The following is a 23,993-nucleotide window of genomic DNA, read 5'->3' as shown; positions in this document are numbered from 1 at the left end:
AATCAATCTTGTCGCGAATCAGGGCTGCTGTATGTCCGCCGACGGGGCCGTGGCGGGGTTGAATCGCGTGTCCCCCGATCGGGGGAGGCGCAAGTGCTCGCATTGCTGGTACGGGCGTGAGAAAGTGAGCAATGCGAGAAGGCACGAAGCCGGTGGTCGGCAAGGTTTCCGTGGTGGTCGGCGACGATCACCCGTTGTTTCGTGAGGGCGTGGTTCGGGCCCTGACCGGCAGTGACCGCATCGACGTTCTGGGCGAGGCCGACGACGGCGCAGCTGCGCTCGCAATGATTCGGGAATTACGCCCGAAGGTGGCGCTGATCGATTTCCGGATGCCGCACCTGGACGGGACCCAGGTGGCAGCAGCAGTGGTTCGAGACGAGTTGCCGACCAGGGTGCTCCTGCTCAGTGCTCACGACGAATCGTCCGTCGTATATCAGGCTCTGCAGGCGGGTGCTGCCGGATTCCTGCCGAAGGAATCCACCCGGGCCGAGATCGTGAGCGCCGTGCTCGACTGCGCCGCGGGCCGAGATGTGTTGCCGCCCAGCATCGCTGCCGGACTGGTAGGCGAGGTGCGTCGTCGCAGCGAGCCGTCCGGCCCGACTCTCAGCGCCCGTGAGCGTGAAGTCCTCGGATTGATCGCACAGGGCGCCAGTATCCCCACCATCGCCTCCCAGCTCTTTCTTGCGCCTTCGACCGTCAAAACCCACGTGCAGCGCCTCTACGAGAAACTCGGAGTCAACGATCGAGGCGCCGCCGTCGCCGCCGCGATGCGGCAGGGTCTGTTGGAGTGAACGGGAGTCACCGCAGTACGTACGTGACGTTCATGGCCGGGTAACCCGAGGTCATCGTCACCGTGACGTCGTGGCCGTCGGGGGCGTACGTTCCGCCGGCGTCTGCCCTGGTCTTCGAGTTGGTGGCGCTGAAGACAAACACTCCACCGTCGTCGGAGCGGTACGTGAGCACGACGGGGAAGTCGTTCTGATTCTTGCTCGTGGCGACCACGTTGACGTTCATGTTCGGCAGGATGTAGTCGGCCGGCGGGACGATCCAGTCGCCGTTCGGATTGGATGCGTCGACCAGATACAGGGCCCCGAAGCCCGAATTGCTGATCATCGCCGTCGTGACGGATGTGTCGGTTATCGACTTCACAGCGTTCGCACCGGCGGCGCGGGCGACCAGAGCTGCCATGCTGAGGCCGGAGAAGGAAATTGCTTCGGGTCGAATTGTGTTGGTAGCCATGATGTTTCTCCTCGATTTGTCGGCCTCGGTGACCGTGTTTCGGTGATGAGACAACTATGGCCCCGAAATCCCTTCGGGTCTGTCCACCTACGGGTCCGAGTGCTGGATGACATCGGTGTCCCCCGATCGGTGGACACCAACGCTCTCCACTGCCGTAGCCCACCCAGCGGGAGAACCCGTTCCTCTACCAACCAGTCCACTCGTAGCGTGACCACCATGACCGATCCTGACTTCTCCACCGCACCACTCGACGTCGTAGTCATCGGCGCCGGCGTCGCTGGCATGTACGCCATGCACCGACTTCGCGAGCAGGGGCTGCGCGTCCACGGCTTCGAGGCGGGCTCCGGAGTGGGCGGCACGTGGTATTTCAACCGCTACCCCGGCGCACGCTGTGACGTCGAGAGTTTCGACTACTCCTACTCGTTCTCCGAAGAGCTGCAACAGGATTGGGACTGGAGCGAGAAGTACGCCGCGCAACCGGAGATCCTCTCGTACCTCGATCACGTGGCTGATCGCTTCGACCTACGCACTGGCTTCACCTTCGACACACGCGTTCTGAGCGCACAGTTCGACGAGGGTACTGCCACGTGGCGAGTACAGACCGACGGCGGTCACGACGTCACCTCACGCTTCGTCGTGTGCGCCACGGGCAGCCTCTCGACCGCAAACGTTCCGAACATTGCGGGCCGTGAGACCTTCGGTGGCGATGTGTTCCACACCGGTTTCTGGCCGCACGAGGGAGTCGACTTCACCGGCAAACGAGTCGGCGTGATCGGTACCGGATCTTCGGGCATCCAGTCCATTCCGCTGATCGCCGAGCAGGCCGATCATCTCTACGTGTTCCAGCGGTCCGCGAATTACAGTGTGCCGGCAGGAAACACGCCTCTCGATGACAAGCGCCGCGCCGAGATCAAGGCCGGCTACGCAGAGCGTCGAGCGCTGTCCAAGCGCAGTGGCGGTGGATCGCCGTTCGTTTCGGATCCTCGCAGCGCCCTCGAAGTCTCGGAGGCCGAGAGAAACGCGGCATACGAGGAGCGGTGGAAGCTCGGCGGTGTCCTGTTCGCCAAGACATTCGCAGACCAGACGAGCAACATCGAGGCCAACGGGACAGCGGCAGCGTTTGCCGAACGCAAGATTCGCTCGGAAGTCCAGGATCAGGCGATCGCCGACCTGCTCATTCCGAACGACCACCCCATCGGAACCAAGCGGATAGTCACGGACACGAACTACTACCAGAGCTACAACCGTGACAACGTCAGCCTGGTGAATCTCAAGTCCGCACCGATCGAGGCGATCGACGAGGCTGGAATCAAGACGGCCGATGCGCACTACGAACTGGATGCGCTGGTGTTCGCCACCGGGTTCGACGCGATGACGGGAGCGCTCGATCGCATCGAGATCCGCGGCCGCAATGGCGAGACGTTGCGCGAGAACTGGCATGCGGGTCCAAGGACGTATCTAGGCCTCGGAGTACACGGGTTCCCCAACCTGTTCATCGTCACCGGGCCGGGTAGCCCGAGTGTGCTGTCCAACATGATTCTCGCTGCCGAGCAGCACGTGGACTGGATCGCGGGCGCGATCAACCACCTCGATTCGGCGGGCATCGACAACATCGAACCGAGTGCCGAAGCCGTGGACAACTGGCTCGACGAATGCTCACGCCGGGCGTCGGCGACGCTGTTTCCATCCGCGAACTCCTGGTACATGGGAGCCAACATTCCGGGAAAACCGAGGATATTCATGCCATTCATCGGAGGATTCGGTGTCTACTCCGACATCTGTGCAGACGTGGCAGCAGCGGGATACCGAGGCTTCGAACTGAACAGCGCGGTGCACGCATGAGTCGCCTCGAGGGTCTTCGTGTACTGGTGACGGGTGCGGCCGGCGGGATGGGCCGCTCACACTGCGAGCGTCTCGCCGACGAAGGCGCGTCCGTGATCGCGTTGGATGTCGTGCAGGCAAAGTCCGAGCTGGAGGAGACCGCCCAGGCGGTACGCGAGCGTGGAGGCGTGGCGGTCACCGGCGTCGCGGACATTCGTGACTTCGAAGATCTCGCCGCGGTAGTCGCCGATTGTGTCGCCGAACTCGGCGGGTTGGACGTCGTCGTCGCGAATGCAGGCGTGTACGACACGCCGGGACCGTCGTGGACCATCGATCCTGCAGTGTGGAACCGCTCGCTCGACGTCAATCTGACTGGGGCGTGGCACACCGTCAAGGCCTGTGTTCCGCACTTCGGCGACGGTGGATCCGTCGTTCTGGTCAGCTCGACAGCGGGAATCAAAGGTATTGCCGGAGCGAGTCATTACAGCGCCGCCAAGCACGCCGTGGTGGGCCTGGCCAGAACGCTGGCCAACGAGTTGGGCGCGGAGGGTATTCGCGTCAACTCCGTGCATCCGGGTTCGGTACGTACCCCGATGATCATCAACGAGCGAGTGTTCGCGAACCTGTGCCCGGACGTCGAGAATCCCACGGAAGCAGACGCCGCTGCAGTACTGAGCGCACGCAACCTGCTACCTGTTCCCTGGGTCGATCCGGTGGATGTCAGCAATGCCGTCCTGTTTCTCGCATCCGCGGAGTCCCGCTACATGACCGGCTGTCAGTTGGTGGTCGACGCCGGCCTGACCCAGAAAGTGTGAATTGATGACTTCTCGATTGGAAGGCAAGATCGCGCTGATCACGGGTGCGGCACGAGGAATCGGCCGGGCTCAGGCCGTGCGATTCGCCGAAGAAGGTGCGGACATCATCGCGATCGACGTGTGCGCGTCGGTGGAAACGACAGTCACCCCGCCCGCGTCGGAATCCGATCTCGCCGAGACGGTAGCCCAGATCGAGGCACTGGGGCGAAAGGTCGAATCTGCGGTAGTGGACGTTCGGGATCTTGAGGCACTACGCAGCGCGGTGGACTCGGGGGTCGAAACGCTCGGCGGACTCGACATCGTGTGCGCTACAGCTGGTATCACGTCTTCCGACGGGGCTCTGACGATGTCGGAAACGATGTGGCAGACCATGTTGGACGTGAACCTGACCGGGGTGTGGCACACCACGACGGTTGCGGCGCCGCATTTGATCGCGCGAGGTGGGGGATCGATGACACTCACCAGCTCCATCGCCGGATTGCGGGGGCTGGTCGGAGTTGCGCACTACACCGCAGCCAAGCATGGAGTCGTTGGTCTGATGCGTTCGCTGGCAAAGGAGTTGGCTCCGTACAACGTGCGGGTCAACACTGTCCATCCCACCAACGTCGACACCCCGATGATTCAGAACCCGTTGGTGCGCGGCAAGTTCCGCCCCGATCTCGAGAACCCGACGCGCGAGGAATTCGCTGCGGCGGCGATGACGATGAACATGCTTGCCATTCCGTGGATCGAACCGGTGGACGTAGCGAATGCGGCACTGTTCCTGGCCTCCGACGAGGCCCGCTACATCACGTCGGTCGCCCTGCCGGTGGATGCGGGGAGTTCGTCCCGCTGAAGTTTTGAATAGCTGAGGTTTGTCGCGCTGGGTTCCGCCACGGTGTGTAGCGTCGGTTTCACCTAACCGAAAGGCGCACACCGTGGCGGAACGACGCTATCTGGAAGTCACCGTCGGGACCAACATCGTCATGGTCCTCGACCACCGCACGGTGGAGGTCTTCGACCGCACCGCCGCGAGCACGAGCGAAGTGGCTCGCTGGCATGTCGAACACATTGCGGTGAAGGCGAAACCGTCGAAATCGGGATTGAAACTCACCATTGGAAACCGGCTCGCCGACGACTCCATCGCGGTAGCGGGTCCACGGGCATCGCTCACCGTTCCGCCGGAGAACGAAGCCGCCGTCGTCGCGTTCTTCGACGAGGTCAAGGCCGCTCGTACGTGACTCAGTCGCCCGCTGTCGCGCGCGCGGCAGCATGGGCGCCGGCAACACGACCGAACGCGAAGGCGTCGGCAATATGGAATCCACCGTCCTTCGCCGCGCTGTAGGTGGAACTCACTGCGCCCGCCGCATACAGCCCCGGAATCGGGCTACCGGCGGTGTCGAGGACGCGGGAATGACCGTCGCGGCGCGGCCCACCGCTACTCCATCCCAGCAGTGGCGGCCCGGAGACGGCGTAGAACGGAGCGGTTGCCACCGGGGCCAAAGTTTCCGGATTGCGGCCGAAGGAATGGTCTACACCGTCCGCGCACGCCTCGTTGTAGTGGTGCACGCTCGTTTCCACGACGGTGGGGTCCAAGCCGAGCTTCCCGGCGAGTTCGGCAAGCGTGTCCGCTTTGACGATCCAACCCTTGTCGATCTCGGCTTGATTGTCCGAACTCCACTCGTATCCTTCGTCGAGGACCATGTGTCCGACGGGCAGTGCGTCGCGACCGGGGCTCAGCTGCCCGGCCAACCTCATCGTCTCGTCGAACACAATGTTCATCGGTTGCACCGGAAAGTGTTGGTAGGAACCCTCTCTGAACACATGACCGTGCCGCATTTCGGCTGACTCGTCGGTGAAGCGTCGACCTTCCCGGGTGAGGAACACATAGTTGTGCGCGTTCCACAGTGCGAGGAAGAATCCAGTCGGATTTTCGAGGTCGCCGGGGATTCCCGTAATGGTCATCATGTTGTTCATGTGCCACAGATCCGCGCCCACTGCCTGTGCCATCCGGTGGCCGTCGCCTGTTGCGGAAGGTGAGCCCCAGATCTTCGGATTCTCCAGGCGTAGGTAATCGCGCACCATGGCCGGATTTGCTTCGAAACCTCCGGTGGCAAGGATGACACCTCGGCGCGCATGGATCTGCGAAGTTTGTTCACCCGAACGGATCTCGACTCCGGTCACCGATCCGGATTCATCCGTCAAGAGTCTGGTGGCTTCGGTGTCGAAAAGAGTTGTGATGCCGCGTTCAGCGAGAGCGGAAACGAGGAAGCGGTAGAGAAGTTCATTGCCCATCTTCCCTTCGATGGTATCCATCCCTGCGTAACAAGAACTTCCGTCGAGTTCGCCGTACTCCGCCGTGGAATGGAAATCGCCGGTCATCGCCACAGTTGCACCCAGACTGCGGAGCCAGTCGGACAGTCCTTGCGTATTCTCTGCCCAGGCGTCGATGACGTCGTCGGCAACGGTGAACGTTCCGTTCAACGAACGCAGGAAGGTGCGGGCGGCGGCAGGGTCCTGGTTGACGAACCATCCACTGCCGGACAGTCGAGTGTTGCCGCCCGCGGTATCGCGTCCACTCTTCTCCAGAATCACCACCGACGCGCCGTCAGCGTGTGCTTGGAGTGCTGCGGCGGATCCGGCAGCGCCCGATCCGATGACAATGACATCGACGTTGTTGTCCATGTCACAAAGCTATGGTCGGATGGTGGCGCCTCATACGTGCCTTCCCGGTGAGCGAGAGAAGGCCTGTTCCGGACATTCGCCTGAGGATCAGTGGGTGCCCATCTAGTACTCAGCTGTTGGGTCTCGACTTGAATAGCTGGACCGCACTGAGTGTTGCGACAATCGGCCAACACACAACGGCGATCCATACACTGGTTGAACGCTCGCCTTGAACGAGATCGTAAATTGCGAGGGCAGTCAGCAGAATCCCGATCCCGAATGCGATCCAGTTCAGAGTTCTGATGCGGGAGGCAGTTGGTGACGTCATTGAGAAACCCTACGCGACTTCTCGCGACCGTTCGGGAGAGTTCCCAGGCAGGGAGGGATGGCGGAATACGAGTATCGCTCGCGATCTCGACGCGATATCAGGAGTGGATGCGCGGCATGCCCGGGTCGGAGTTGTCGATGACGCAGTCGGCTCGGGTCCAGGGTTTTGCAGCGGCGAAGTAAAGCCGTTGCCCGCCCACATATCTGTTCATCGAAGGATGATCCGGATCCGCGTTCGTTCCGTCGCGAAGGTTCATTCGCCGCGCGGTCTCCTCGAAGGGCACGTCGAGAAAGATCGAATAGTCCCATCGTTCGGCGAGTTCGTCTTGATGCAGGAAGAGTCCTTCGACAAGGACTATCGCTCCATCGGCTGCATGCAGGTACGCGTCGCTGTCCCGCCGTTGTCGGTACCTTCTGCTCCCGCCCGGCCCCAACGGATCGAGAACATGTCGTTCGAGGGCGTCGTAGTCGTAGCTGTCGAGCCAGAAGCCTTCCGGTGATTGCCGACCTCTACGATGACGAATCTCCGGCGGATTCAGAAAGTCGTCGACGTGAATCACGATGGCGGGGCGTGTATTCAGCTGTGCTTTAAGGCTTTTAGCGAAGGTTGTCTTGCCGCTCCCGTCGACACCGTCGATCGCGACGAGAGGCGAGCCGCGCAACGCGGATATTTGGGCGGCTAAGGTTTCGAAGACCGACGCAGTGCTCATCGATCAATTCCTACTGCACTCGCAGCGACACGAAGAGGCCCCGTGTCGTACAGGATTCGGTGACCGTCTTCGAGAACACGTCGAGTGCCCGCGTCGAGCGGAACGTCCGCCCAGCTCTCGCTCGCGAAATTCAGCTCGACGAGGAGGCCGGACCGTAGGCGGAAGCGTCGTTCTCGAACTGGCCCCCAGTTTGCGGCTCTGATGAATCGCGCGTCGGGGCGGAGCCGCACGAACCAGTCTTCATTTGCGAGCGCGTTCGCGTCGTCGGCCAGGATCATCAGATCAAGATCACTCGCCATACGCTCCGCGCCGCGCGCGTAGGACCCGACCAGCGCTACAGCTTTGACGTCATCGTGCTCAGCGGCCCATCGTTCGACGTCGACGAGCAAAGCGTTGACCGCGCGCCTGCGTCCTTTCAATCGTGCTGACATACCGGCATCATTCCCCACCGTCACGGCTGTCCGTAGCTTCGCTGGTACCTCTATCCTGGAACTGTCAGTGATGAACCAGGGGAGGGATGCGTATGTCCAAGGAAGTATCGGCAGGTCTGGCTGTTGGTGCGATGGTCCTTGTTGCAGGCTTGATCTGGACTGGGTTTCCGCTCGACGCATATTCGGTTGTCGCCGTGATTTTTGCAATCTGCGGGGGATTCATCACCTGGATCTACCTGCGCGAGAACGTAGATGGCGTCCCACACACAGCGACGAAAGAAGGCAGTCGATGAAGGCAATCATCGTGTGTACCTCTGTCTCCCATGGCAATACGAAGCGTATCGCCGACGTCATCGGAGAAGTTCTCGATGCTCGCGTGGTCGAGCCCGGTGACATCGACGCCGCGCAGCTCGCTGACTGCGACCTGGTGGGCTTCGGCTCCGGCATCTACCTACGCTCGTACCACGAAGATCTACGCTCGTTCATCGAGGCACTCCCCGAAGAACGGCGATCCAAAGCTTTTGTCTTCGCCACCAGTGGTTTTCCCGACAAGGGGATTCATCGCTTTTCGCGTCCACTGGTTCAGCTGCTCGAGCAGAAGGGCTTCGATGTGGTCGCAGCCTTCTCGTCCCGTGCGTGGGATACGTATTTTCCGTTCAAGCCGTTCGGCGGTATCCGGAAGGGGCGGCCGAACGCCGACGACTTGGAATCGGCGCGCACGTTCGCCGAAGTCCTACGCGGTAGCGTTCAGGACAGCTTGCCCGGCACCGGGTAGCTGCGCAGGCTCATCTCCAGCTCACCGGCGTCGGCAAGGTCGTTGATCGTCTGACGCAGAGCGCCACACGTCCGCTGAGCGTTGGCTCGACCGTTCTCACGCCCCAGTTCCGGGCACACCACTTGCGATTCTTCGAGCCATTGAACGCTGGTGTGCGCTTCGCTGTATTTCTCGACCAGAACGCGGTTTCCGCAGTTCCGACAGCTGACCTGACGCATCAGCGTGCAATCAGATCGGCCGGTGACCAGAACGCGCGCATGCTCGTGATCTTGGCGTCCGCGTCGAAAGTCATGACGTCGATCGGTTCGACCTCGTAGACCTGATCGCCCACCGGTGTGACGACGCGGAAGTGGAAGGCCGCGCTGGATCCGCTCACCCGCAAGGTGAGAAGCTCCGTCTCTTGCGAACCGCCCTCGAGAGCGCCGTAGAACTCGGTGATCGCCGCTTTGCCGACACGGGGTTCGCTGCCGACCGGGTCTTCGAGTGTCGCGTTCTCGGCGTAGAGGGCGGCGATGTCCGCTGACGATCCGCGAGCCACGGCGTCGAGGTAGGTGGTAACCGTCGCCGTGATCGCGGCCGTGGTGTCTGGTTCGAGAGTGGTCATCGAGTTAGTCCGATCAGTCGAGAAGTTCAGGGTCTGACAACTACTTCGGACGCTATCGGTGCCGTCTCGATTCGGCGTCGCAATCTCCCACGCAGCGGGACGGCCCGCAAGAAATTCAGGCGTCGAAGCGTCCGAAGCCGCCGCGGTAGAACAGAAGCGGACCATCGTGGCGCAGCACGTTCAGATCGGTGATTCGTGCGACGACGATGGTGTGATCACCGGCGTCGTGCTCCTGCTCGACGGTGGCCTCGATGCGAGCGAGTGCGCCGCTGAGCGCCGGAGCACCGTTGCCGGCCGCGTCCCACTCGACGCCGAGGAACTTGTCGGTCCCGCCGCGAGCGAACGCCGAACACATGTCCTGCTGATCGTGGGCGAGAACATTGATGCAGAGAGTTCCGGATTCGCGAAGCTTCGGCCAACTTGTCGACGTCTTCGCCGGGCAGAACGAAAGCAACGGGGGATCGAGCGATACCGAGACCAGAGACTGGCAGGTGAAGCCGAGGGGTGAGTCTCCATCGTGAGCGGTGATGACGGTGACGCCAGTGCAGAAATTGCTCATCACGTTGCGAAGTGTGCGTCCGTCCAGAACTGGCGGCTCGGCGTTTTCCACGGTCATGTCGTCTCCTTGTTCAAATCTCTGTTCAAAACTCTGCAAACAGCTTCAGAAGCAACGATGTGTGGCGCCGCGGTCGTAATCCAGCGGCAGTCCCACTCAATGGCAGCAATGGCTTCTCGCCACGGGTTCGGACCGACCGAGTGTCAGGTGGAGGGGTCTCGGGCAAATTTGATCCCGCTCAGCGGTCCGTTCGGATTCTACGAAACCAGCAAATCACCAGTGATTGTTAGACTTCGGGCATGTCCGAACCTGATGACGTGTCCCGAGGACTTCCCGCTACCAGCTGGGCAGTGCTCGGGATGCTGACGTTCGGGGAGGAACTGACCGGAAACGATTTGAAGAAGTGGGCCGACTGGAGTGTCGGCTTCTTCTACTGGAGCCCGTCCATCAGCCAGGTCTACGCAGAGCTGAAGAAGCTCGAAAGCATCGGATTCGTGGAGTCCCGGGTCGTCTCCGAGCCCGGGGTACGGGGCAAGCGCCTCTACTCGATCACCCAATCAGGAACCGACGCCGTCCGGACGTGGTCACGGGAGGCGCCGGTGGAAGTCCCGGTGCTCAAGCACGGCGTCATGTTGCGTCTGTGGATGGGACACCTCAACGAACCCGAGCGACTGAAGGCACTGGTCGAAGCCCATATCGCCAACGTCGAAGAGCAGATTCGACGCGCGAAACTCCACGCAGATCATGCCGAGAACGAGCCGGCCTGGTCGTTCCCGGTCATGACGTTGCGATGGTCGGAACGGTACTTCCGAGCCGAGATCGAACTTGCTCGCGAACTACTCGAAGACATCGATCGTGCGTCCGCCGAGTTCGCGAACGTCGCCGAGCACGACCGACTGGGATCGCCGTTGCCCTCGACGCCTGGCAGATGGAAGAACGTCGAGGAGTACGTGTTGGCGCTCGAGCAAGCCGGTCTCACCGGCAACGGCTCGAATATCTGAGTCAGGCCCCGGCTGCGGTCGGCATGTTGCGCAGCAGGTGACGACGCTGCAACGTCGGAGTGACGCTCAGCGATCCGCCGTCGATGCCACGCCAAATGGCGGCGGCCGCCATCCGAACCGGCGCTGCGCTGACGTGGTCGAGTCGGAGAGCCTTCGACGGCGCGCAGATGGATACCGCGGCAACAGCGCGGCCGATGGGGCCGATCGGTGCCGCGAGACAGCTGAATCCCGGTAGGCCGTTTCCGGTTTCGAATGCCACCCCTGATTCGCGAATCCTGGCGAGGTGGGGCAGTGCGTAGCCCGAGGACTTCGGCGAACCGAATGCAAGCAGTGCCTGGCCGATCGCAGTGGTCTCGGCCCGGCGTCGACCACCCACACGCGTCGGCACCGCGGCAGCGAGGCGTCCGCCGATCTTCTCCATGTAGACCACATCGGGCCCGTCGAGGATGCCGAGGTGAACCACGAAGCCGGTGACGCGGTAGAGCTCGTGGAGGAGCGGCATGGCTGCAGCGTGGAGGCGGTCTTGATGAACCGCGAGCGATCCCAGTTCGACGAGGCGCATACCGAGTTCGTAGTCGCGGCCGTCGCGGCGCAGCCAACGCATCGAGACGAGACGTTCGAGCATGCGGTGGGCAGACGAGCGTGGCAGGCCCGTGCTCCGAACGACCTGAGCGAGCGTCAACCTGCCGGGACCGTCGAAGGCGTCGAGAACCAGCGAGACGCGATCGAGAATTGCTGTCGGGGCCGAATCGGCGCCTAAAGCATCCACAGCCTGCAGTGTCATCGTGTACCTCACTTCTCTTAGAGCTCCACAACCAGTGAACTGGCTATTTCAATTAGAAATAGTGTCATAGAGTTCTGGATTTGTGAAGTGGATCACCGGTCTGTTTTCGGGCGCGTCACGGTGGAAACGACGAAGGGGCTTGCGCGAATGCTCGCGCAAGCCCCTTCGTTGGTTTACTACCGGCAGGTAGTACATCGTCGCCGACAGGTACTACATAGCTGCCAGCGGTTCGCTTCCGGACCAGTCGTGGCCCCAGTAGCTGTCAGCGGTGATCTCCTCGGAGGAGTACGAGTCCTGATCCACCTTCGCGCCCTCGGTGCCGAACTCGATGTCCCATCCGCCGGGTGCGCGGACGTAGAAGGAGATCATCTTGTCGTTGGTGTGGCGACCCAAGGTCGACGACACGGAGAATCCGTCCTTCATCACGCGGTCGAGAGCCTGGCCGACAGCGTCGAGGGTGTCGACCTCGACCATGATGTGAATCAGGCCGGGTGCGCCGCCGTGCGGTGCCGGGCACAGGGCCAAGCTGTGGTGACGCTCGTTGACGCCCATGAAACGGATTCGCAGCGGCCCGAATTCGGGCGGGGCCGGCAGGCGGAAGGCGCCGCGCGGGTAGAAGCCGAGCACCTCGGTGTAGAAGTCGAAGCTCGCAGCACTGTCCATCACCGGGAGCACGACGTGGCCGAGACCCTGTGCGCCGGTGACGAATCGAGCGCCGAAGGGCGTCACCACGGGGCTGTGGTCGAGGATCGCGCCGTGGAAGACCTCGATGGCTGCTCCGCCGGGATCGGTGAAGGCGATGACCTCTTCGACCCGTCGAGCATCCGCTTCGGCGAGCGAAAGCTGCTCCACCTCGGTGCCGTTCTTTTCGAGGGACTCCTGAACGCGGCGCAGTGCGGCGTGATCGGCGACCTCCCAACCGATGTTGACGATCTCGTCGCGCTCACCCTCGACGACGACGATGCGAGCAGCACGCTCGTCGAGTCGTAGGTAGAGAGCGTTCTCGTCCGGCCCACTGCCCTTGGCGAATCCGAGAACATCGAAAGCGAAAGTGCGCCAACGTGCCATGTCGTTGGTCGAGATCTTGACGTAGCCAAGTCCCTTGATGTCAGTGTGTGTCATCGTGTTCTGTTCCTGTCGATTTCTTGTGTCGAAGTCTGATCAGATCATCGCCCGCAGCGGACCCTGCGGATCTGCGCCGAGACGGCTCAGCGAGGCGGCGTGGAATACAGTGCCCGGCACGTGAATTGCGTGGTGCTGTCCCGCGTGGGCGTCGCGCCAGAATCGCTGAAGCGGCTTGTCCATCCGCAGTGCGTTGCCGCCGCAGCGCGGGTAGACCTGATCGATCGCGTTGATTGCGCGCCACGCTGCCTGCACCTGAGTCTGACGTCCCTCGGCGCGCTGCTCGAAGGTGACTTCCTTGCCGGCATCCACTCGATCCCACATGCGGTCGACGTTGGCCAGCAGGGTGTCGCGGGCTGCCCGGATGTCGGCAGTTGCCTGACCGATGGCGAACAAGGTGTACGGGTCGTCCTTGACCGCCGTGCCCTGTGCGTTGATGCGATCGGCCTGGTACTCGTTGGCGTGGAAGAGCATTCCCTCGCAGATGCCGATGGTGGCGGCGGTGATACCGAGGGGGAACATGTTCGACCACGGCATCAGGTACAGCGTCTCGGTGCGCCCGTACTTGCGCACCGCCGTTCCGTCGATGACCTCGTCGCAGTCCATGACGCGGTAATCGGGGACGTACGCATCCTTGACCACGAGGTCCTTGGAGCCGGTGCCGCGAAGTCCCATGACATCCCACGAGTCTTCGATGATTTCGTAGTCGGTGCGCGGAATGATCACATGGAGCATGCGCGGCGGCATCTCCATGTTGCCGTCCTTGTCGCACGCCATCGCACCGAGGAAAGCCCAGTCGCAATGGTCGGTGCCGGAAGAGAACTGCCAGCGGCCGGAGAACTTGTAGCCGCCGTCGGTGGGGATACACATTCCGCCGGGCATGTACGGCGATGCCATCCAGGTGTCGGGATCCGATCCCCAGATCTCCTGCTGCACCTTGGGATCCGCGAACGCGAGCTGCCACGGGTGAACTCCGACGATCCCGTGTACCCAGCCGGCCGAGGGATTGAGCGAAGCCATGCGCATCACGGTCTCGGCGAACTCGCGAGGATGCGCCTCCATTCCGCCGTGTTCCTTGGGTTGGAGCATGCGGATGGAACCGATTGCCTTCATCTTCTTGGCGGTGTCGTCGGCCACCCGGCCGATCCGCTCGGCCTCGATGCCTTCGGCGAAGATGTCGTCGGCCATCGCGTTGATCTGTTCGAGCACTTCGTACGTCATGTTGTTCCTTGCGTTCAGTCAGGTTGTCTCAGCAGTGTTTTCGACTGCGAATCAGGAGGTTGTCTCGAGCGCCTGGGCGTCACGTGCGGCAACGTTTTCGGCGACTTCCCGCTTCCAACTCTCCACTGCGCGGGTAGTGTCGATCTCGAATTCGAAGCGCTTCGTCATGTCTTCCGTGACGTTCTCGACATCGGTGTAGAACTGGTTGTACCAGCGCCGCAACTGGTAAACCGGGCCGTCCTCCTCCGAGAGCAGCGGGTTGTCGATCGGGGCCTTGTTCTTCCAGATCTCCACGTCCTGAAGGAATCCCATCTCGACGCCCTCGGTGAACTGCGCGGCCATCGCGGCAGTGGACTCGTCGTCCATACCGGGAAGCTTCTTGACCATCGCGCCGTACTGCAACACGAAGGCATTGTTCGAAATGGGGTAGTGGCAGTTGATCAATACAGTTTCGATGATCTGCCCGTTGGCTTCGCTCTTGATCCAGTCGATCATGTACGACGGACCGAAATACGAAGCATCCGAACGAAGAACAGCGTTGGGATCGCCGTAGTTGGTGCCGCTGATGATGTCCTCACGTCCCACCGATTCCATGTACTGGCTCGCTACGTGACCTTCGAAGATGTTCTTGAAGTACTTGGGGAACGAGTAGTGAACGTAGAAGAAGTGGGCCATGTCCACGACGTTGTCCACGATCTCGCGGCAATGAGAGCCTTCGATGGTGAGCGTGTTCCAGCTCCAGTCGCTCCACTCATCGCTTCCGAAGCCCTCGATGTCGGGAATCGTGACCTCGGCGGGCGGGGGATTTCCCTGGGGATCGTGCCAGACGAACAGCTGACCGTTCTTCTCGAGTGTGGTCCACGCCCGTGTCTTGGCCAGCGGCGGAACGCGTCGTGCGTAGGGGATCGCCGTACATTTTCCGTTACCGCCCCAACGCCAGTCGTGGAACGGGCAGGCGATCGAATCGCCCTTGACGGTTCCGTGAGCGAGGTTGCCACCCATGTGGCGGCAGTAGGCGTCGAGAATCTTGATGTCGCCCTTGCTGTCGGCGAAGACGACAAGGCTGGTGCCGAATGCCTCGATCTGGTGGGGCTGACCGTCGCGATAGGTATTGCTCAGTCCGAGGCAGTGCCATCCACGCGCGAACCGCGCCGGGGGCGCTGCCGCTTCGATTTCTCGAATTTCCTCGCCGGCGCCCGACTGCGTCGAGGCGTCCGTAGTGGTGAGTGGGCCGGTTCCGAGTGCCATGTCTTCCTCCGAGCCGCGTCTTGCGACGCTCCAGTGATGTGATCCGTCTCATACAACGACGAAGCGTCCTCTGGAGATACGGCAGTTCCCGCTGGATGGAACACCCGCTCGGTGACCTGCAGAGATTCAGCTCGCGAGTGTCGCCACATCGTCGATCGCGTAAGTCGCCCAGGCCCGAGCGGTGACGACCCCGGTGGGATCGGTGGCGACCAGAGCTACGTCGGCGACGCTCTCGTGGTCCTTCTCGTACGTAGCGAGCACCGTCACGGAGCAGTTCAGATCTGCTCCCGCGGAAGTTGCGGTGCAACGTCCGCGGAACCGTCGTAGCGACGCCGAGCCGTAACGACGAGCGGCGAAATCGGCAAGGGCAGCAACGGAATCGGTTCCGGTGCCCGCTGTCGGGGCTTCCCGGACGAAGACCTCGGCAACCAGATGCCCGGTCTGGTCGTGGTATTCGGTGATCCGCTCGAGAGTCGAGCCCAGCGGCCTCACGGATCCGGTGAGCAGCGCGCCCGGATCAGGGCGCCCGAAGAACACGACGTCCTGTTCGACGACGGACCCGTCGGGTGCCGAGCGCACGGTGCCGTACAGCGAGTCGAAATCCGAGAGGAGCGTGGTGGACGTACGGGGAGCAGATGCCGTGAAGTGGGCGGTACCGAGGTTGGTAGTCATGACACTCTCCGTTGGACGCGACCGAGACGCTGTCGTCTCGGTGGGTACATCGACGCTAATCACCGCTCTCGCGGGTGACGACGGGCTTCCCGCTGATCGGGAGCATTCTCGGATTCGATCGAAGAGGTGGAACCTGTTCCAGTTTTGTGCAATTCTGGATATCGTATCCGTGACCGGGAGCACATCTCGATGACTGCACGCGCCGAGCAGAAGGAAGACCAGATGACAGACGAGTTCGCTGACCTGCACCGACCGGTATACGGTCCGGACCTGCTCATCACCGCTCTGGAACGCAATCACGACAAGCCTGCGCTGTACCTCGGAGACGTGATCCTCACCGGAGGGCAGATGCGCGATCAGATCAGCTGCTTCGCCCAGGCTCTCGCGTCGTTGGGAATCACTCAGGGCACCAGCACCGCGATGCTGTCGAAGAACCGCCCCGAGGTGCTGATCAGCATGGGCGCGACCATGATCACCGGCTGCCGGGCGAGTGCCTTGAACCCGATGGGATCGCTCGACGACCACAAGTACATCGTCGACGACGCCGAGATCGAGACCCTCATCTTCGATCCCAACGCCTTCGAAGAGCGCGCCGCCGAGTTGAAGGCGTCGTCGCCTTCGCTGACCAACGTGCTCTCGATGGGCCCGTCCGAAGTGGGGATCGACATCCTTGCTCTGGCCGCGACATTCGAGCCTGCGCCGCTGAAGGCAGCGCACGTCGATGCCGAAGACGCCAGCAGCATGGTCTACACCGGTGGAACGACCGGCAAGCCCAAAGGTGTTGTGGGATCGTTCCGTTCGGGTGCAGCGCTCAATCAGATCCAGATGTCGGAGTGGCAGTGGCCCGAGGACAACCGCTTTCTCATCTGCACGCCACTCTCACATGCAGGCGCGGCGTTCTTCATCCCGACTTTGCTGCGCGGCGGCGCTCTGATCGTCCTGCCCGCCTTCGAACCGGGGGCCGTGCTCGAGGCGATCGAGAAGCACAAGATCACGGCAACCATGTTGGTGCCCACCATGATCTACATGCTCATGGACCACCCCGATCTGCCCAAGCGTGACGTATCGAGTCTGCAAACGCTGTTCTACGGAGCGTCCGCGATGTCCCCGGCCAGATTGCAAGAGGGCATCAAGAAGTTCGGGCAGATCTTCTTCCAGTTCTACGGTCAGACCGAGTGCGGCATGACAATCTCGGTGCTGCGCAAGGAAGAACACGTCGCCGACGATCCGGCCCGCCTCGCGACCTGTGGGCGGCCGGTGCCATGGCTCGACGTCCGGTTGCTCGACGACGACCTCAACGAGGTGCCGCAGGGAGAGCTCGGTGAGATCTGCGTGCGCGGCCCGCTGATCATGAAGGGCTACTGGAAGAAGCCGGCCGAAACCGCCGAGGCGTTCCGTGGGGGTTGGCTGCACACCGGAGACATCGCACGTAAGGACAAGGACGGGTTCATGTCCATCGTCGATCGCAAGAAGGACATGATCGTGACCGGTGGTTTCAACGTGTTCCCGCGCGAGATCGAAGACGTGATCTCGGCGCACCCGTCCGTCGCATCGGTGGCGGTAGTCGGTGTACCGGACGACAAGTGGGGCGAAGCCGTCAAGGCCTGCGTGGTGCTTCGTGCCGGACTGACCGTGGACACCGAGGAACTGGTCGACAAGGTGAAGGCAGCCAAGGGTTCGGTTCACGCTCCCAAGAGCATCGACTTCGTGGATTCACTCCCGTTGACACCGCTGGGCAAGCTGGACAAGAAGGCACTGCGCGCGCGGTACTGGGAGACCAGCGCCCGCGCAGTCTAGGAACCAGCGTCGTGTAGCGAAGGGTCAGCGTTTCCAGACGTAACGACGCTCCGGGCGGCCCACCACTCCGTATTTCAGCGAGGTGGTGGACCGCCCGGACTCGTAGAGGTACTCGAGGTAGCGCCTCGCGCTCGCGCGCGAGATACCGACTCTCTCGGAAATGTCTGTTGCCGAGGCGGGTTCGGTGTCGTCTCGCAGAGCTGTCTCGACCAACAGAAGAGTCTCGGGACTGAGTCCCTTGGGCAAACCTTTGTGGGACGACGCCCCGGGCGCGCCACCTGCCACACCGAAGGCCTCGTCCACTGCTGTCTGTTCTGCTTCGCCGGGGCTGTCGAGATTCGCGTATGTCGATCGGTAACGCTCGAGACGCTCACGGAGAACCTCGAACGTGAATGGCTTCATCAGGTAATGCACGACGCCGCTGCGCAGCGCCTTCTTGACCGAGCCGGCCTCGCGCTCACTCGTGATGACAAGAACATCCAGCTCCGGTGCCAGCTCGCGAAACGGGGCGATCAGATCGAGTCCGGTGGTGCCAGGCAGGTGGACGTCGAGAAGCACCAGGTCGGGTTGCAACTCACCGACTGCGGCCAGCGCGGCATCGGCCGAATGGGCAACGCCACACACTTCGAAACCGTCTATCCGCGAGACGAATCCGCTGTGCACCTTCGCCACCATGAAGTCGTCGTCGACCACCAGTACCCGGATCATGCGCCCTCTCCGTCGTGTAGGACTGCGGTGAAGACAGTCCATTCGATGCCCTCTGTCGAACGACTGCTCACGGTGACGTCGCCACCGCGTCGACGACACGTCAGGCGTACCAGTGCCAAGCCGAAACCGTGTCCGTCGCTCGATTGTCCCTTGGTGCTCCAGCCCTGGCCGAAAACCCTGTCGCGATTCTCCGGCGCGATACCGGGGCCGGCGTCCTCGACCCGCACTTCGACGGCGGTGCCACGGCCCCGAATCGACAATCGAACCTTGCGGCGCGACGCTTCCGGCATCTCACCGACAGCGTCGACGGCATTGTCGACGAGGTTTCCGACCACCGTCACGAGGTCTCGGCCGAGTCGGCGATCAACCGAGTCAAGGTGCGTGTCCGAGGTCAGTTCCACGGTGACCAATCCCTGTGCAGCGGCACCTATCTTGGCGATCACGAGTGCGGCAGTGCCGACGTCGGCGATCTTGTCGGTCACGGCTGCACTGACCTGTGCGCGCTCCATGGTCAGGCCCTCGACGTAGCCGACCACCTCGTCGTACTCGCCGAGCTGGATGAGGCCGGAAATGGTGTGCAACTGATTGTCGAACTCGTGGATGTGGGCGCGTAGCGCGTCCGTGCTGGTTTTGGTCACGTCGAGTTCTTCTTCCACGGAGCGCAATTCGGTGCGGTCGCGGAAGGTGGTGACCGACCCGATGGTGCGGCCTTTCGATTCGATCAAGACGGTGTTGAGGACGAGTAGTCGATCTCCGACAAGAACCAACTGATCGGATTCGGTTGTGCCGGAGGTCAGTACACTCTGGAGTCGGTCGTCGAGACCGAGGTCTCGCACAGATCTACCGGCACTCCCGCGTGGGATGTCGAGGAGTTGGTGGGCACTGTCGCTCATCAGCACCACCTTTCCCTGCGCATCGAATGCGATGACACCTTCCTTGAGGCCACGCAGCATCGCCTCACGTTGGCGAACCAGGTCCAGGATCTCGCGGGCCTCCATGCCGAGGGTCTGCCGTTTGACCCTGCGGGCCAACAGGATCGAACCGACGCCCCCGAGAAGCGAGGCCACCGCGAGGTATACCAGGAGGTTCGGTGCAGATTGCAGCAGTCGCGTCCAGATCGAGGGGTACTCGATGCCGACGATCGCGGTTCCGGTGATCCCTCCTTCACTGCCGAGAATCGGAACGTGCGCTTCCACTGCCTTGCCTGAGGACGTGTCGACTAAACCCGTCCATGACCGATCCTGTGTCTGACGTGCGTCGATGCCGACATCGCCGGGACGCGTCGAAATGACGACACTGCCGTCGGCGTCGGCAAGCGAGACGTAGGTGACGCCCGAGATGGCGCGCACCGAGTCGACCGAACCTTGTAGTCCGGAGCGGAGACGAGTCTGAGCCTGGGGGAGTAGTTCACGTACCGCTGGATTGGCTGCGAGTGATTCCGCTGCCGAGAGTGCGCGACGTCCCTCCTCGCGTTGGAAACTCGCAGACGACTGAGCGAGAGAGAGGGCGGTGACACACACGAGAACTGCGACGACGATCAGAAGTTGCAGTTCGAGAAGTTGGGTCGCCAGAGTGTGCCGGCGCCGGAACAGGCGCTCACGCAGAGGCGACTTGCGCTCTCGCTCGGCCTGCTCGTTTCCTGAGGACACCAGCCAGACCCTAGCCTTCGGTTCGATGCCGGGAAAGCAGCTGTTCGTGAGCACAATGAGCACAAATCAATTTGCTTTCCCAATGGTGACCCCAGTCACAAAGTGCGTCAGTATGAAACCTGTTCACACAGCGGTACCAGCAGACAGCCAGCAGACAGCCGGCAGACAAGGACAAGGCCATGAGGACATCGAAGCGACTGAGCAGGCATATCGCCCTGCTCGGTGCTTGCGCGATGGCTCTTGTGCTCTCGACCGGATGCACTCCGGTCGAGTCCTTCTTCGCCGGTGGTCGAGCGGGTGAGAGTTCCGAAGAACTGCGTGTACTGGTGCCCTCGGTGGCCGGTGGTGGTTACGACCTGACCGCCCGGACCATGGTGCAGGCACTGGCCGACGAAGGGACCGTCGACGCCGACGTCGTTGTTCTGCCCGGATCGGGTGGCATCGTCGGACTCAACCGGTTGGCTCTCGAACGCGGAAATCCCGATCTACTCATGGTCATGGGACTCGGCGTTCTCGGTTCGCTCGAGATACTGCCGTCCGAGCACACCCTTTCCGACGTGACACCGATCGCGAGACTGGTCGAAGAACCGGAAGCTGTACTGGTGCCGGCAGATTCGCCGTACAAAACTCTGGCAGATCTGACGCAGGCCTGGGTGGCGGATCCGTCGTCGATCTCGATCGGTGGTGGGTCGAGTGAAGGCGGACCGGACGGGCTGTTCCGCCTTCTGTTCGCACGGGCGGTCGGCGTCGATCCGTCGCTGTCCCCTTACCGAATCTACGACGGCGGCGGAGAACTACTTCCGGCGCTGCTGACCAGGCAGGTCGACGTCGCCGCCACCGGTATCGGGGAGTACCTGGATCAGATTGCGGCAGGCACGGTTCGGGTCCTTGCGGTCAGTTCGCCGGAGCGCACTCCGGCGGTGGATGCACCGACCATGGCGGAGTCGGGCGTCGACGTCACGTTCACCAACTGGCGGGGTCTCATGGCGCCCCCCGGATTGACGGACGACCAGCGTCAGCATTTACAGAATTTAGTGCGGAATCTTGCGGCAAGTCCACGGTGGAACGAGCTGTCCGACCGAAATGGTTGGAACAGCGCAGTTCTCACCGAACCCGAGTTCTCTGCCTTCCTCGCCGAACAATCCCGGTTCGTCGACGCGACACTCGATCCGCCCGGAACCAACTGAGCACAACCGAAGTTTCGTTTCACCTCCACGAAGGTCACCGGCTCGATTTGCCGTGCCGTTTTTCTCGGCAACTCAGCACAAAAGGAGTTCATCATGCTCGTCACACTCGGCTTCCTCATGGTTGCGGTGTTCATGTTCCTGATCCTCACCAAACGCGCGACCCCGGTGGTGGGACTGACCCTGGTGCCGGTGGCCTTCGGACTACTCGCCGGAGCGGGCCTCGGCATCGGCGACATGATCACCGACGGCATCAAGTCGCTCGCACCCACCGCGGCGCTGTTGTTCTTCGCGATCATCTTCTTCGGAATCATGATCGACGTCGGCCTCTTCGATCCGCTGGTCAAACTCATCTTGCGGATGGTGCGAGACGATCCGATGCGGCTCGTGGTCGGCACCGCGGTGCTCGCGATGGTGGTTTCGCTGGACGGAGACGGTTCGACGACCTTCATCATCGTGACCTCCGCGCTGCTGCCGCTCTACCTCAAACTCGGTGTCAGTCCCGTTGTACTGACGGTGATCGCCGGCTTGTCCAACGCGACGATGAACATCATTCCGTGGGGTGGCCCGACCGTGCGGGCGGCTAGCGCGCTGGGACTCTCGCCCTCCGACGTGTTCGTCCCGATGGTGCCGTCGTTGATCGTCGGCCTGATCATGGTGCTCGGATTCGCGATTCACCTCGGGATCATGGAGCGTCGCAGGATCGGGACTTTGGTCCTGACTTCTGAGCGCATCCTCGAAAAGGTCGGAAACGGTGGAAGTTCCAGCACCGGTAGCGCCGGCACCGGCGGCTCGAACGACTCCGAAGACGACGGCGGCGACACCGGACGATTCATCGACGGCCTCGACCCCAAGCGGGACACCTTGCGACCGAAGCTGCTCTGGTTCAACGCCGCGCTGACGACGATCCTTCTCGTCGTGCTCGTGATGGACATCCTGCCCATCCCGGTGCTGTTCATGATTGCGTCGTCGATCGCTCTCGCGGTCAACTTCCCGGCGGTCAAGGATCAGGGCGAAGCAATCGCACGCCATTCGTCGAGCATCGTCTCCGTTGTCGCGATGGTGCTGGCAGCAGCGGTGCTGACCGGCGTTTTCCAGGGAACCGGCATGGTCGAGGCGATGGCAGAGTGGCTGCTCCAGGTCATTCCCGACGCGATGGGCCCGCATCTGGCCGTCATCACGGGCGTCCTGAGCATTCCGCTCACGTTTTTCATGACCAACGACGCGTTCTACTTCGGTGTGCTGCCGGTGCTGTCCGAGACGGCAGCCCAGTACGGCATCGAGCCGGTGGAGATGGCGCGCGCTTCGATCACCGGGCAGGCCGTGCACATGCAGAGTCCGCTGGTCCCGGCGATCCTGCTGCTGGTCACGCTCGCCGGTGTGTCCCTGGCGGATCACCACAAGAAGGTCCTGTGGCGAGCAGGCCTGATCTCGATCACGATGCTCGTGGTCGGTGTCGGATTGGGGCAGATCCCCTTCTGAGTGCGATCAGTTGTGGAAGGGGCACCGGCCTTGGTCAGTGCCCTTCTTCTTTTTAGTCACGAAGTTGGGCCGGATGTCGAGATCGGGCTCGTCGTACAGGCGGTGGAACGTCGGCGTGAGCGAGCTGGACATGGGCGGGTTCACCCATGACCAGTCGGTCGGGCACTTGCGCCCGGCCTTGTCCTCACGCGCGATGTGATCGATGAATTGCTTTGCGACAGTGTGATGGTCGACCATGATGACGCCGGCCTTGCGGTAGCTGTGGATAACTGCGCGGTTCAGTTCGACCAGTGCACGGTCCTTCCAGAGCGTGCGGTCGTGGCTCATGTCGAGCTCCATCATCGCCCCGATGGTCGGCAACATGTTGTAGCGATCGGTGTCGCTGAAGTTGCGTGCACCGACCTCGGTGCTGACGTACCAACCGCTGAACGGTGTGCAGGGATAAACGATTCCGCCGATGTCGAGGTTCATGTCCGAGACCGCGGGAACGGCATGCCATTTAAGCCCCAGATCAGCGAACCAGCTGTATTCGGGATGCTCGATCTCGACCTCGAGAACGAGGTCGGTCGGGACGTCGAAGTACTGCAGGGGTTCGTCGGGAACCGAAATCAGCACGGGGAGAACGTCGAACGCCGTGCCGGCGCCCTTCCATCCCATCGCGGTGACCTGAGCGGTGAGATCGACGTGCCACGGGTCGCCCAGGATGGTGCCGTCCGGTTGCCGGTAGCCGGCGTAGCGGATCAGTTGCGGGCTGAGGATGCGGTACTCCTGGCCGTCCTCGCGGGGAAGCGGCCCGACCGTCACGACGGACTGCAGAGCGCCGCCGTTGGTCGACAGTCGCAGGTGCTCCCAGCACGCTTCTGCGAGAGCGGAAGCCGTGACGGCATCGCGCGCGTCGATGAGTTTGAGGGTCCGCCAATGCGCGCGACCGACGCACCTGGCGTGGTTTCGCCAGGCGAGTTTGGCGCCGACGAGCAATTCCTCCGCTGTGTGCGTGTAGGTACCGGTCCGGTGGAGCTCACGCAAGGCCTCGCGCCGCCGAGACGTCGGGAGGTGGCCCAGTTCCGGAGAGTCGAAAAATTCGACGCACTCGAGTTCCCGACGTTGAAGCTCGGTCAGCGTCGGGGTGGTGGAGGCGATCTGGGACGTAAGCCCGCTATCGGTGGGCAATTCGTCCTGTCGAACAAAATCCACGGCACGACTC

Annotated in this window: 26 protein-coding genes; 11 read left to right on the top strand and 15 right to left on the bottom strand. The window is 62.3% G+C overall.

Annotated features, from left to right (window positions below; translation table 11 throughout):
- Nucleotides 1–131 precede the first annotated feature (131 nt).
- The gene (locus tag QM596_RS24385) at nucleotides 132–791 is read left to right on the top strand and encodes a response regulator (RefSeq protein WP_019749393.1); all 660 of its coding nucleotides are present in this window, start codon (nucleotides 132–134) and stop codon (nucleotides 789–791) included.
- 7 nt (nucleotides 792–798) lie between these two features.
- Here the strand turns inward: QM596_RS24385 and QM596_RS24380 are convergent, their stop codons facing one another.
- Complete coding sequence (locus QM596_RS24380; RefSeq protein ID WP_019749394.1) at nucleotides 799–1,239, bottom strand: hypothetical protein; 441 nt, start codon at nucleotides 1,237–1,239, stop codon at nucleotides 799–801.
- Nucleotides 1,240–1,455: 216 nt separating this feature from the next.
- On the opposite strand from QM596_RS24380, the gene QM596_RS24375 reads away from it, so the two are divergent.
- From QM596_RS24375 to QM596_RS24360, 4 genes are all read left to right on the top strand, one after another.
- Complete coding sequence (locus tag QM596_RS24375) at nucleotides 1,456–3,081, top strand: flavin-containing monooxygenase (protein WP_283310119.1); 1,626 nt, start codon at nucleotides 1,456–1,458, stop codon at nucleotides 3,079–3,081.
- Nucleotides 3,078–3,875, top strand: coding sequence for a mycofactocin-coupled SDR family oxidoreductase (locus tag QM596_RS24370; protein WP_283310117.1), 798 nt, complete (start codon nucleotides 3,078–3,080; stop codon nucleotides 3,873–3,875). The genes QM596_RS24375 and QM596_RS24370 overlap by 4 nt, the downstream gene beginning before the upstream one ends.
- 4 nt (nucleotides 3,876–3,879) lie before the next feature.
- Entirely contained in the window at nucleotides 3,880–4,710 is an 831-nt protein-coding gene (locus QM596_RS24365; RefSeq protein ID WP_283310116.1) for a mycofactocin-coupled SDR family oxidoreductase, read from the top strand.
- Between the two features lie 82 nt (nucleotides 4,711–4,792).
- A complete protein-coding gene (locus tag QM596_RS24360) occupies nucleotides 4,793–5,095 on the top strand; it encodes a hypothetical protein (protein WP_020906608.1) in 303 nt (100 codons plus the stop codon).
- A gap of 1 nt (nucleotide 5,096) precedes the next feature.
- Here QM596_RS24360 and QM596_RS24355 read toward each other — a convergent pair whose 3' ends face one another.
- The 3 genes from QM596_RS24355 to QM596_RS24345 all read right to left on the bottom strand — a co-directional run bounded on the left by QM596_RS24355 (nucleotide 5,097) and on the right by QM596_RS24345 (nucleotide 7,986).
- Nucleotides 5,097–6,539 (bottom strand): FAD-dependent oxidoreductase, encoded by a 1,443-nt coding sequence (locus QM596_RS24355; RefSeq protein ID WP_283310113.1) that lies wholly within the window; start codon nucleotides 6,537–6,539, stop codon nucleotides 5,097–5,099.
- A gap of 404 nt (nucleotides 6,540–6,943) precedes the next feature.
- Complete coding sequence (locus QM596_RS24350) at nucleotides 6,944–7,555, bottom strand: AAA family ATPase (protein ID WP_283310112.1); 612 nt, start codon at nucleotides 7,553–7,555, stop codon at nucleotides 6,944–6,946.
- Nucleotides 7,552–7,986 (bottom strand): nucleotidyltransferase domain-containing protein, encoded by a 435-nt coding sequence (locus tag QM596_RS24345; RefSeq protein ID WP_046379814.1) that lies wholly within the window; start codon nucleotides 7,984–7,986, stop codon nucleotides 7,552–7,554. The genes QM596_RS24350 and QM596_RS24345 overlap by 4 nt, the downstream gene beginning before the upstream one ends.
- A gap of 92 nt (nucleotides 7,987–8,078) precedes the next feature.
- Here QM596_RS24345 and QM596_RS24340 point away from each other — a divergent pair, with 92 nt between their 5' ends.
- Both QM596_RS24340 and QM596_RS24335 read left to right on the top strand, forming a co-directional pair.
- Nucleotides 8,079–8,279, top strand: coding sequence for a hypothetical protein (locus QM596_RS24340; RefSeq protein ID WP_021334256.1), 201 nt, complete (start codon nucleotides 8,079–8,081; stop codon nucleotides 8,277–8,279).
- A complete protein-coding gene (locus tag QM596_RS24335) occupies nucleotides 8,276–8,761 on the top strand; it encodes a flavodoxin family protein (protein WP_243617391.1) in 486 nt (161 codons plus the stop codon). Before QM596_RS24340 ends, QM596_RS24335 begins: the two co-directional genes overlap by 4 nt.
- Here the strand turns inward: QM596_RS24335 and QM596_RS24330 are convergent.
- The 3 genes from QM596_RS24330 to QM596_RS24320 form a co-directional block, all read right to left on the bottom strand.
- A complete protein-coding gene (locus QM596_RS24330; RefSeq protein ID WP_020906615.1) occupies nucleotides 8,734–8,979 on the bottom strand; it encodes a hypothetical protein in 246 nt (81 codons plus the stop codon). The genes QM596_RS24335 and QM596_RS24330 overlap by 28 nt on opposite strands.
- Nucleotides 8,979–9,365: a nuclear transport factor 2 family protein gene (locus QM596_RS24325; RefSeq protein ID WP_020906616.1), complete on the bottom strand. Its 387-nt coding sequence runs from the start codon at nucleotides 9,363–9,365 to the stop codon at nucleotides 8,979–8,981. The genes QM596_RS24330 and QM596_RS24325 overlap by 1 nt, the downstream gene beginning before the upstream one ends.
- A 115-nt stretch (nucleotides 9,366–9,480) precedes the next feature.
- Nucleotides 9,481–9,981 carry a flavin reductase family protein gene (locus tag QM596_RS24320; protein ID WP_020906617.1) on the bottom strand — a complete coding sequence of 167 codons (501 nt, stop codon included), beginning with the start codon at nucleotides 9,979–9,981 and terminating at the stop codon, nucleotides 9,481–9,483.
- A 239-nt stretch (nucleotides 9,982–10,220) separates the two neighbouring features.
- On the opposite strand from QM596_RS24320, the gene QM596_RS24315 reads away from it, so the two are divergent.
- Entirely contained in the window at nucleotides 10,221–10,922 is a 702-nt protein-coding gene (locus QM596_RS24315; RefSeq protein WP_019749414.1) for a PadR family transcriptional regulator, read from the top strand.
- A 1-nt stretch (nucleotide 10,923) separates the two neighbouring features.
- Here the strand turns inward: QM596_RS24315 and QM596_RS24310 are convergent, their stop codons facing one another.
- The 5 genes from QM596_RS24310 to QM596_RS24290 all read right to left on the bottom strand — a co-directional run bounded on the left by QM596_RS24310 (nucleotide 10,924) and on the right by QM596_RS24290 (nucleotide 15,969).
- Nucleotides 10,924–11,706, bottom strand: a complete 783-nt coding sequence (locus tag QM596_RS24310; protein ID WP_020968790.1) for an IclR family transcriptional regulator — start codon at nucleotides 11,704–11,706, stop codon at nucleotides 10,924–10,926.
- A 210-nt stretch (nucleotides 11,707–11,916) separates the two neighbouring features.
- The gene (gene bphC / locus QM596_RS24305) at nucleotides 11,917–12,828 is read right to left on the bottom strand and encodes a biphenyl-2,3-diol 1,2-dioxygenase (RefSeq protein WP_020968791.1); all 912 of its coding nucleotides are present in this window, start codon (nucleotides 12,826–12,828) and stop codon (nucleotides 11,917–11,919) included.
- Nucleotides 12,829–12,867: 39 nt separating this feature from the next.
- The gene (locus tag QM596_RS24300; RefSeq protein ID WP_019749417.1) at nucleotides 12,868–14,049 is read right to left on the bottom strand and encodes an acyl-CoA dehydrogenase family protein; all 1,182 of its coding nucleotides are present in this window, start codon (nucleotides 14,047–14,049) and stop codon (nucleotides 12,868–12,870) included.
- Between the two features lie 51 nt (nucleotides 14,050–14,100).
- The gene (locus tag QM596_RS24295) at nucleotides 14,101–15,297 is read right to left on the bottom strand and encodes a 3-ketosteroid-9-alpha-monooxygenase, oxygenase component (RefSeq protein WP_020906621.1); all 1,197 of its coding nucleotides are present in this window, start codon (nucleotides 15,295–15,297) and stop codon (nucleotides 14,101–14,103) included.
- Between the two features lie 126 nt (nucleotides 15,298–15,423).
- Entirely contained in the window at nucleotides 15,424–15,969 is a 546-nt protein-coding gene (locus QM596_RS24290) for a hypothetical protein (protein ID WP_020968793.1), read from the bottom strand.
- Between the two features lie 222 nt (nucleotides 15,970–16,191).
- Here QM596_RS24290 and QM596_RS24285 point away from each other — a divergent pair, with 222 nt between their 5' ends.
- A complete protein-coding gene (locus QM596_RS24285) occupies nucleotides 16,192–17,766 on the top strand; it encodes an AMP-binding protein (RefSeq protein ID WP_080910223.1) in 1,575 nt (524 codons plus the stop codon).
- A gap of 24 nt (nucleotides 17,767–17,790) precedes the next feature.
- Here QM596_RS24285 and QM596_RS24280 read toward each other — a convergent pair whose 3' ends face one another.
- Together QM596_RS24280 and QM596_RS24275 are read right to left on the bottom strand one after the other, a co-directional pair.
- Nucleotides 17,791–18,474 carry a response regulator gene (locus QM596_RS24280; protein ID WP_030535965.1) on the bottom strand — a complete coding sequence of 228 codons (684 nt, stop codon included), beginning with the start codon at nucleotides 18,472–18,474 and terminating at the stop codon, nucleotides 17,791–17,793.
- A complete protein-coding gene (locus QM596_RS24275) occupies nucleotides 18,471–20,123 on the bottom strand; it encodes a sensor histidine kinase (protein ID WP_244891395.1) in 1,653 nt (550 codons plus the stop codon). Before QM596_RS24275 ends, QM596_RS24280 begins: the two co-directional genes overlap by 4 nt.
- A 179-nt stretch (nucleotides 20,124–20,302) precedes the next feature.
- Between QM596_RS24275 and QM596_RS24270 the strand changes: the two genes are divergently transcribed.
- Nucleotides 20,303–21,310, top strand: coding sequence for a Bug family tripartite tricarboxylate transporter substrate binding protein (locus QM596_RS24270; RefSeq protein ID WP_153210893.1), 1,008 nt, complete (start codon nucleotides 20,303–20,305; stop codon nucleotides 21,308–21,310).
- A gap of 93 nt (nucleotides 21,311–21,403) precedes the next feature.
- Entirely contained in the window at nucleotides 21,404–22,789 is a 1,386-nt protein-coding gene (locus tag QM596_RS24265; protein WP_003944372.1) for a CitMHS family transporter, read from the top strand.
- Between the two features lie 6 nt (nucleotides 22,790–22,795).
- Here the strand turns inward: QM596_RS24265 and QM596_RS24260 are convergent, their stop codons facing one another.
- Entirely contained in the window at nucleotides 22,796–23,983 is a 1,188-nt protein-coding gene (locus tag QM596_RS24260; RefSeq protein ID WP_020906627.1) for a nitric oxide synthase oxygenase, read from the bottom strand.
- Between the last annotated feature and the right edge of the window lie 10 nt (nucleotides 23,984–23,993).

Origin of the sequence: Rhodococcus sp. IEGM 1406, from assembly GCF_030056745.1 — a bacterium.
GTDB lineage: Bacteria > Actinomycetota > Actinomycetes > Mycobacteriales > Mycobacteriaceae > Rhodococcus_F > Rhodococcus_F erythropolis.
This window is presented reverse-complemented; position numbering and strand designations above follow the sequence as displayed.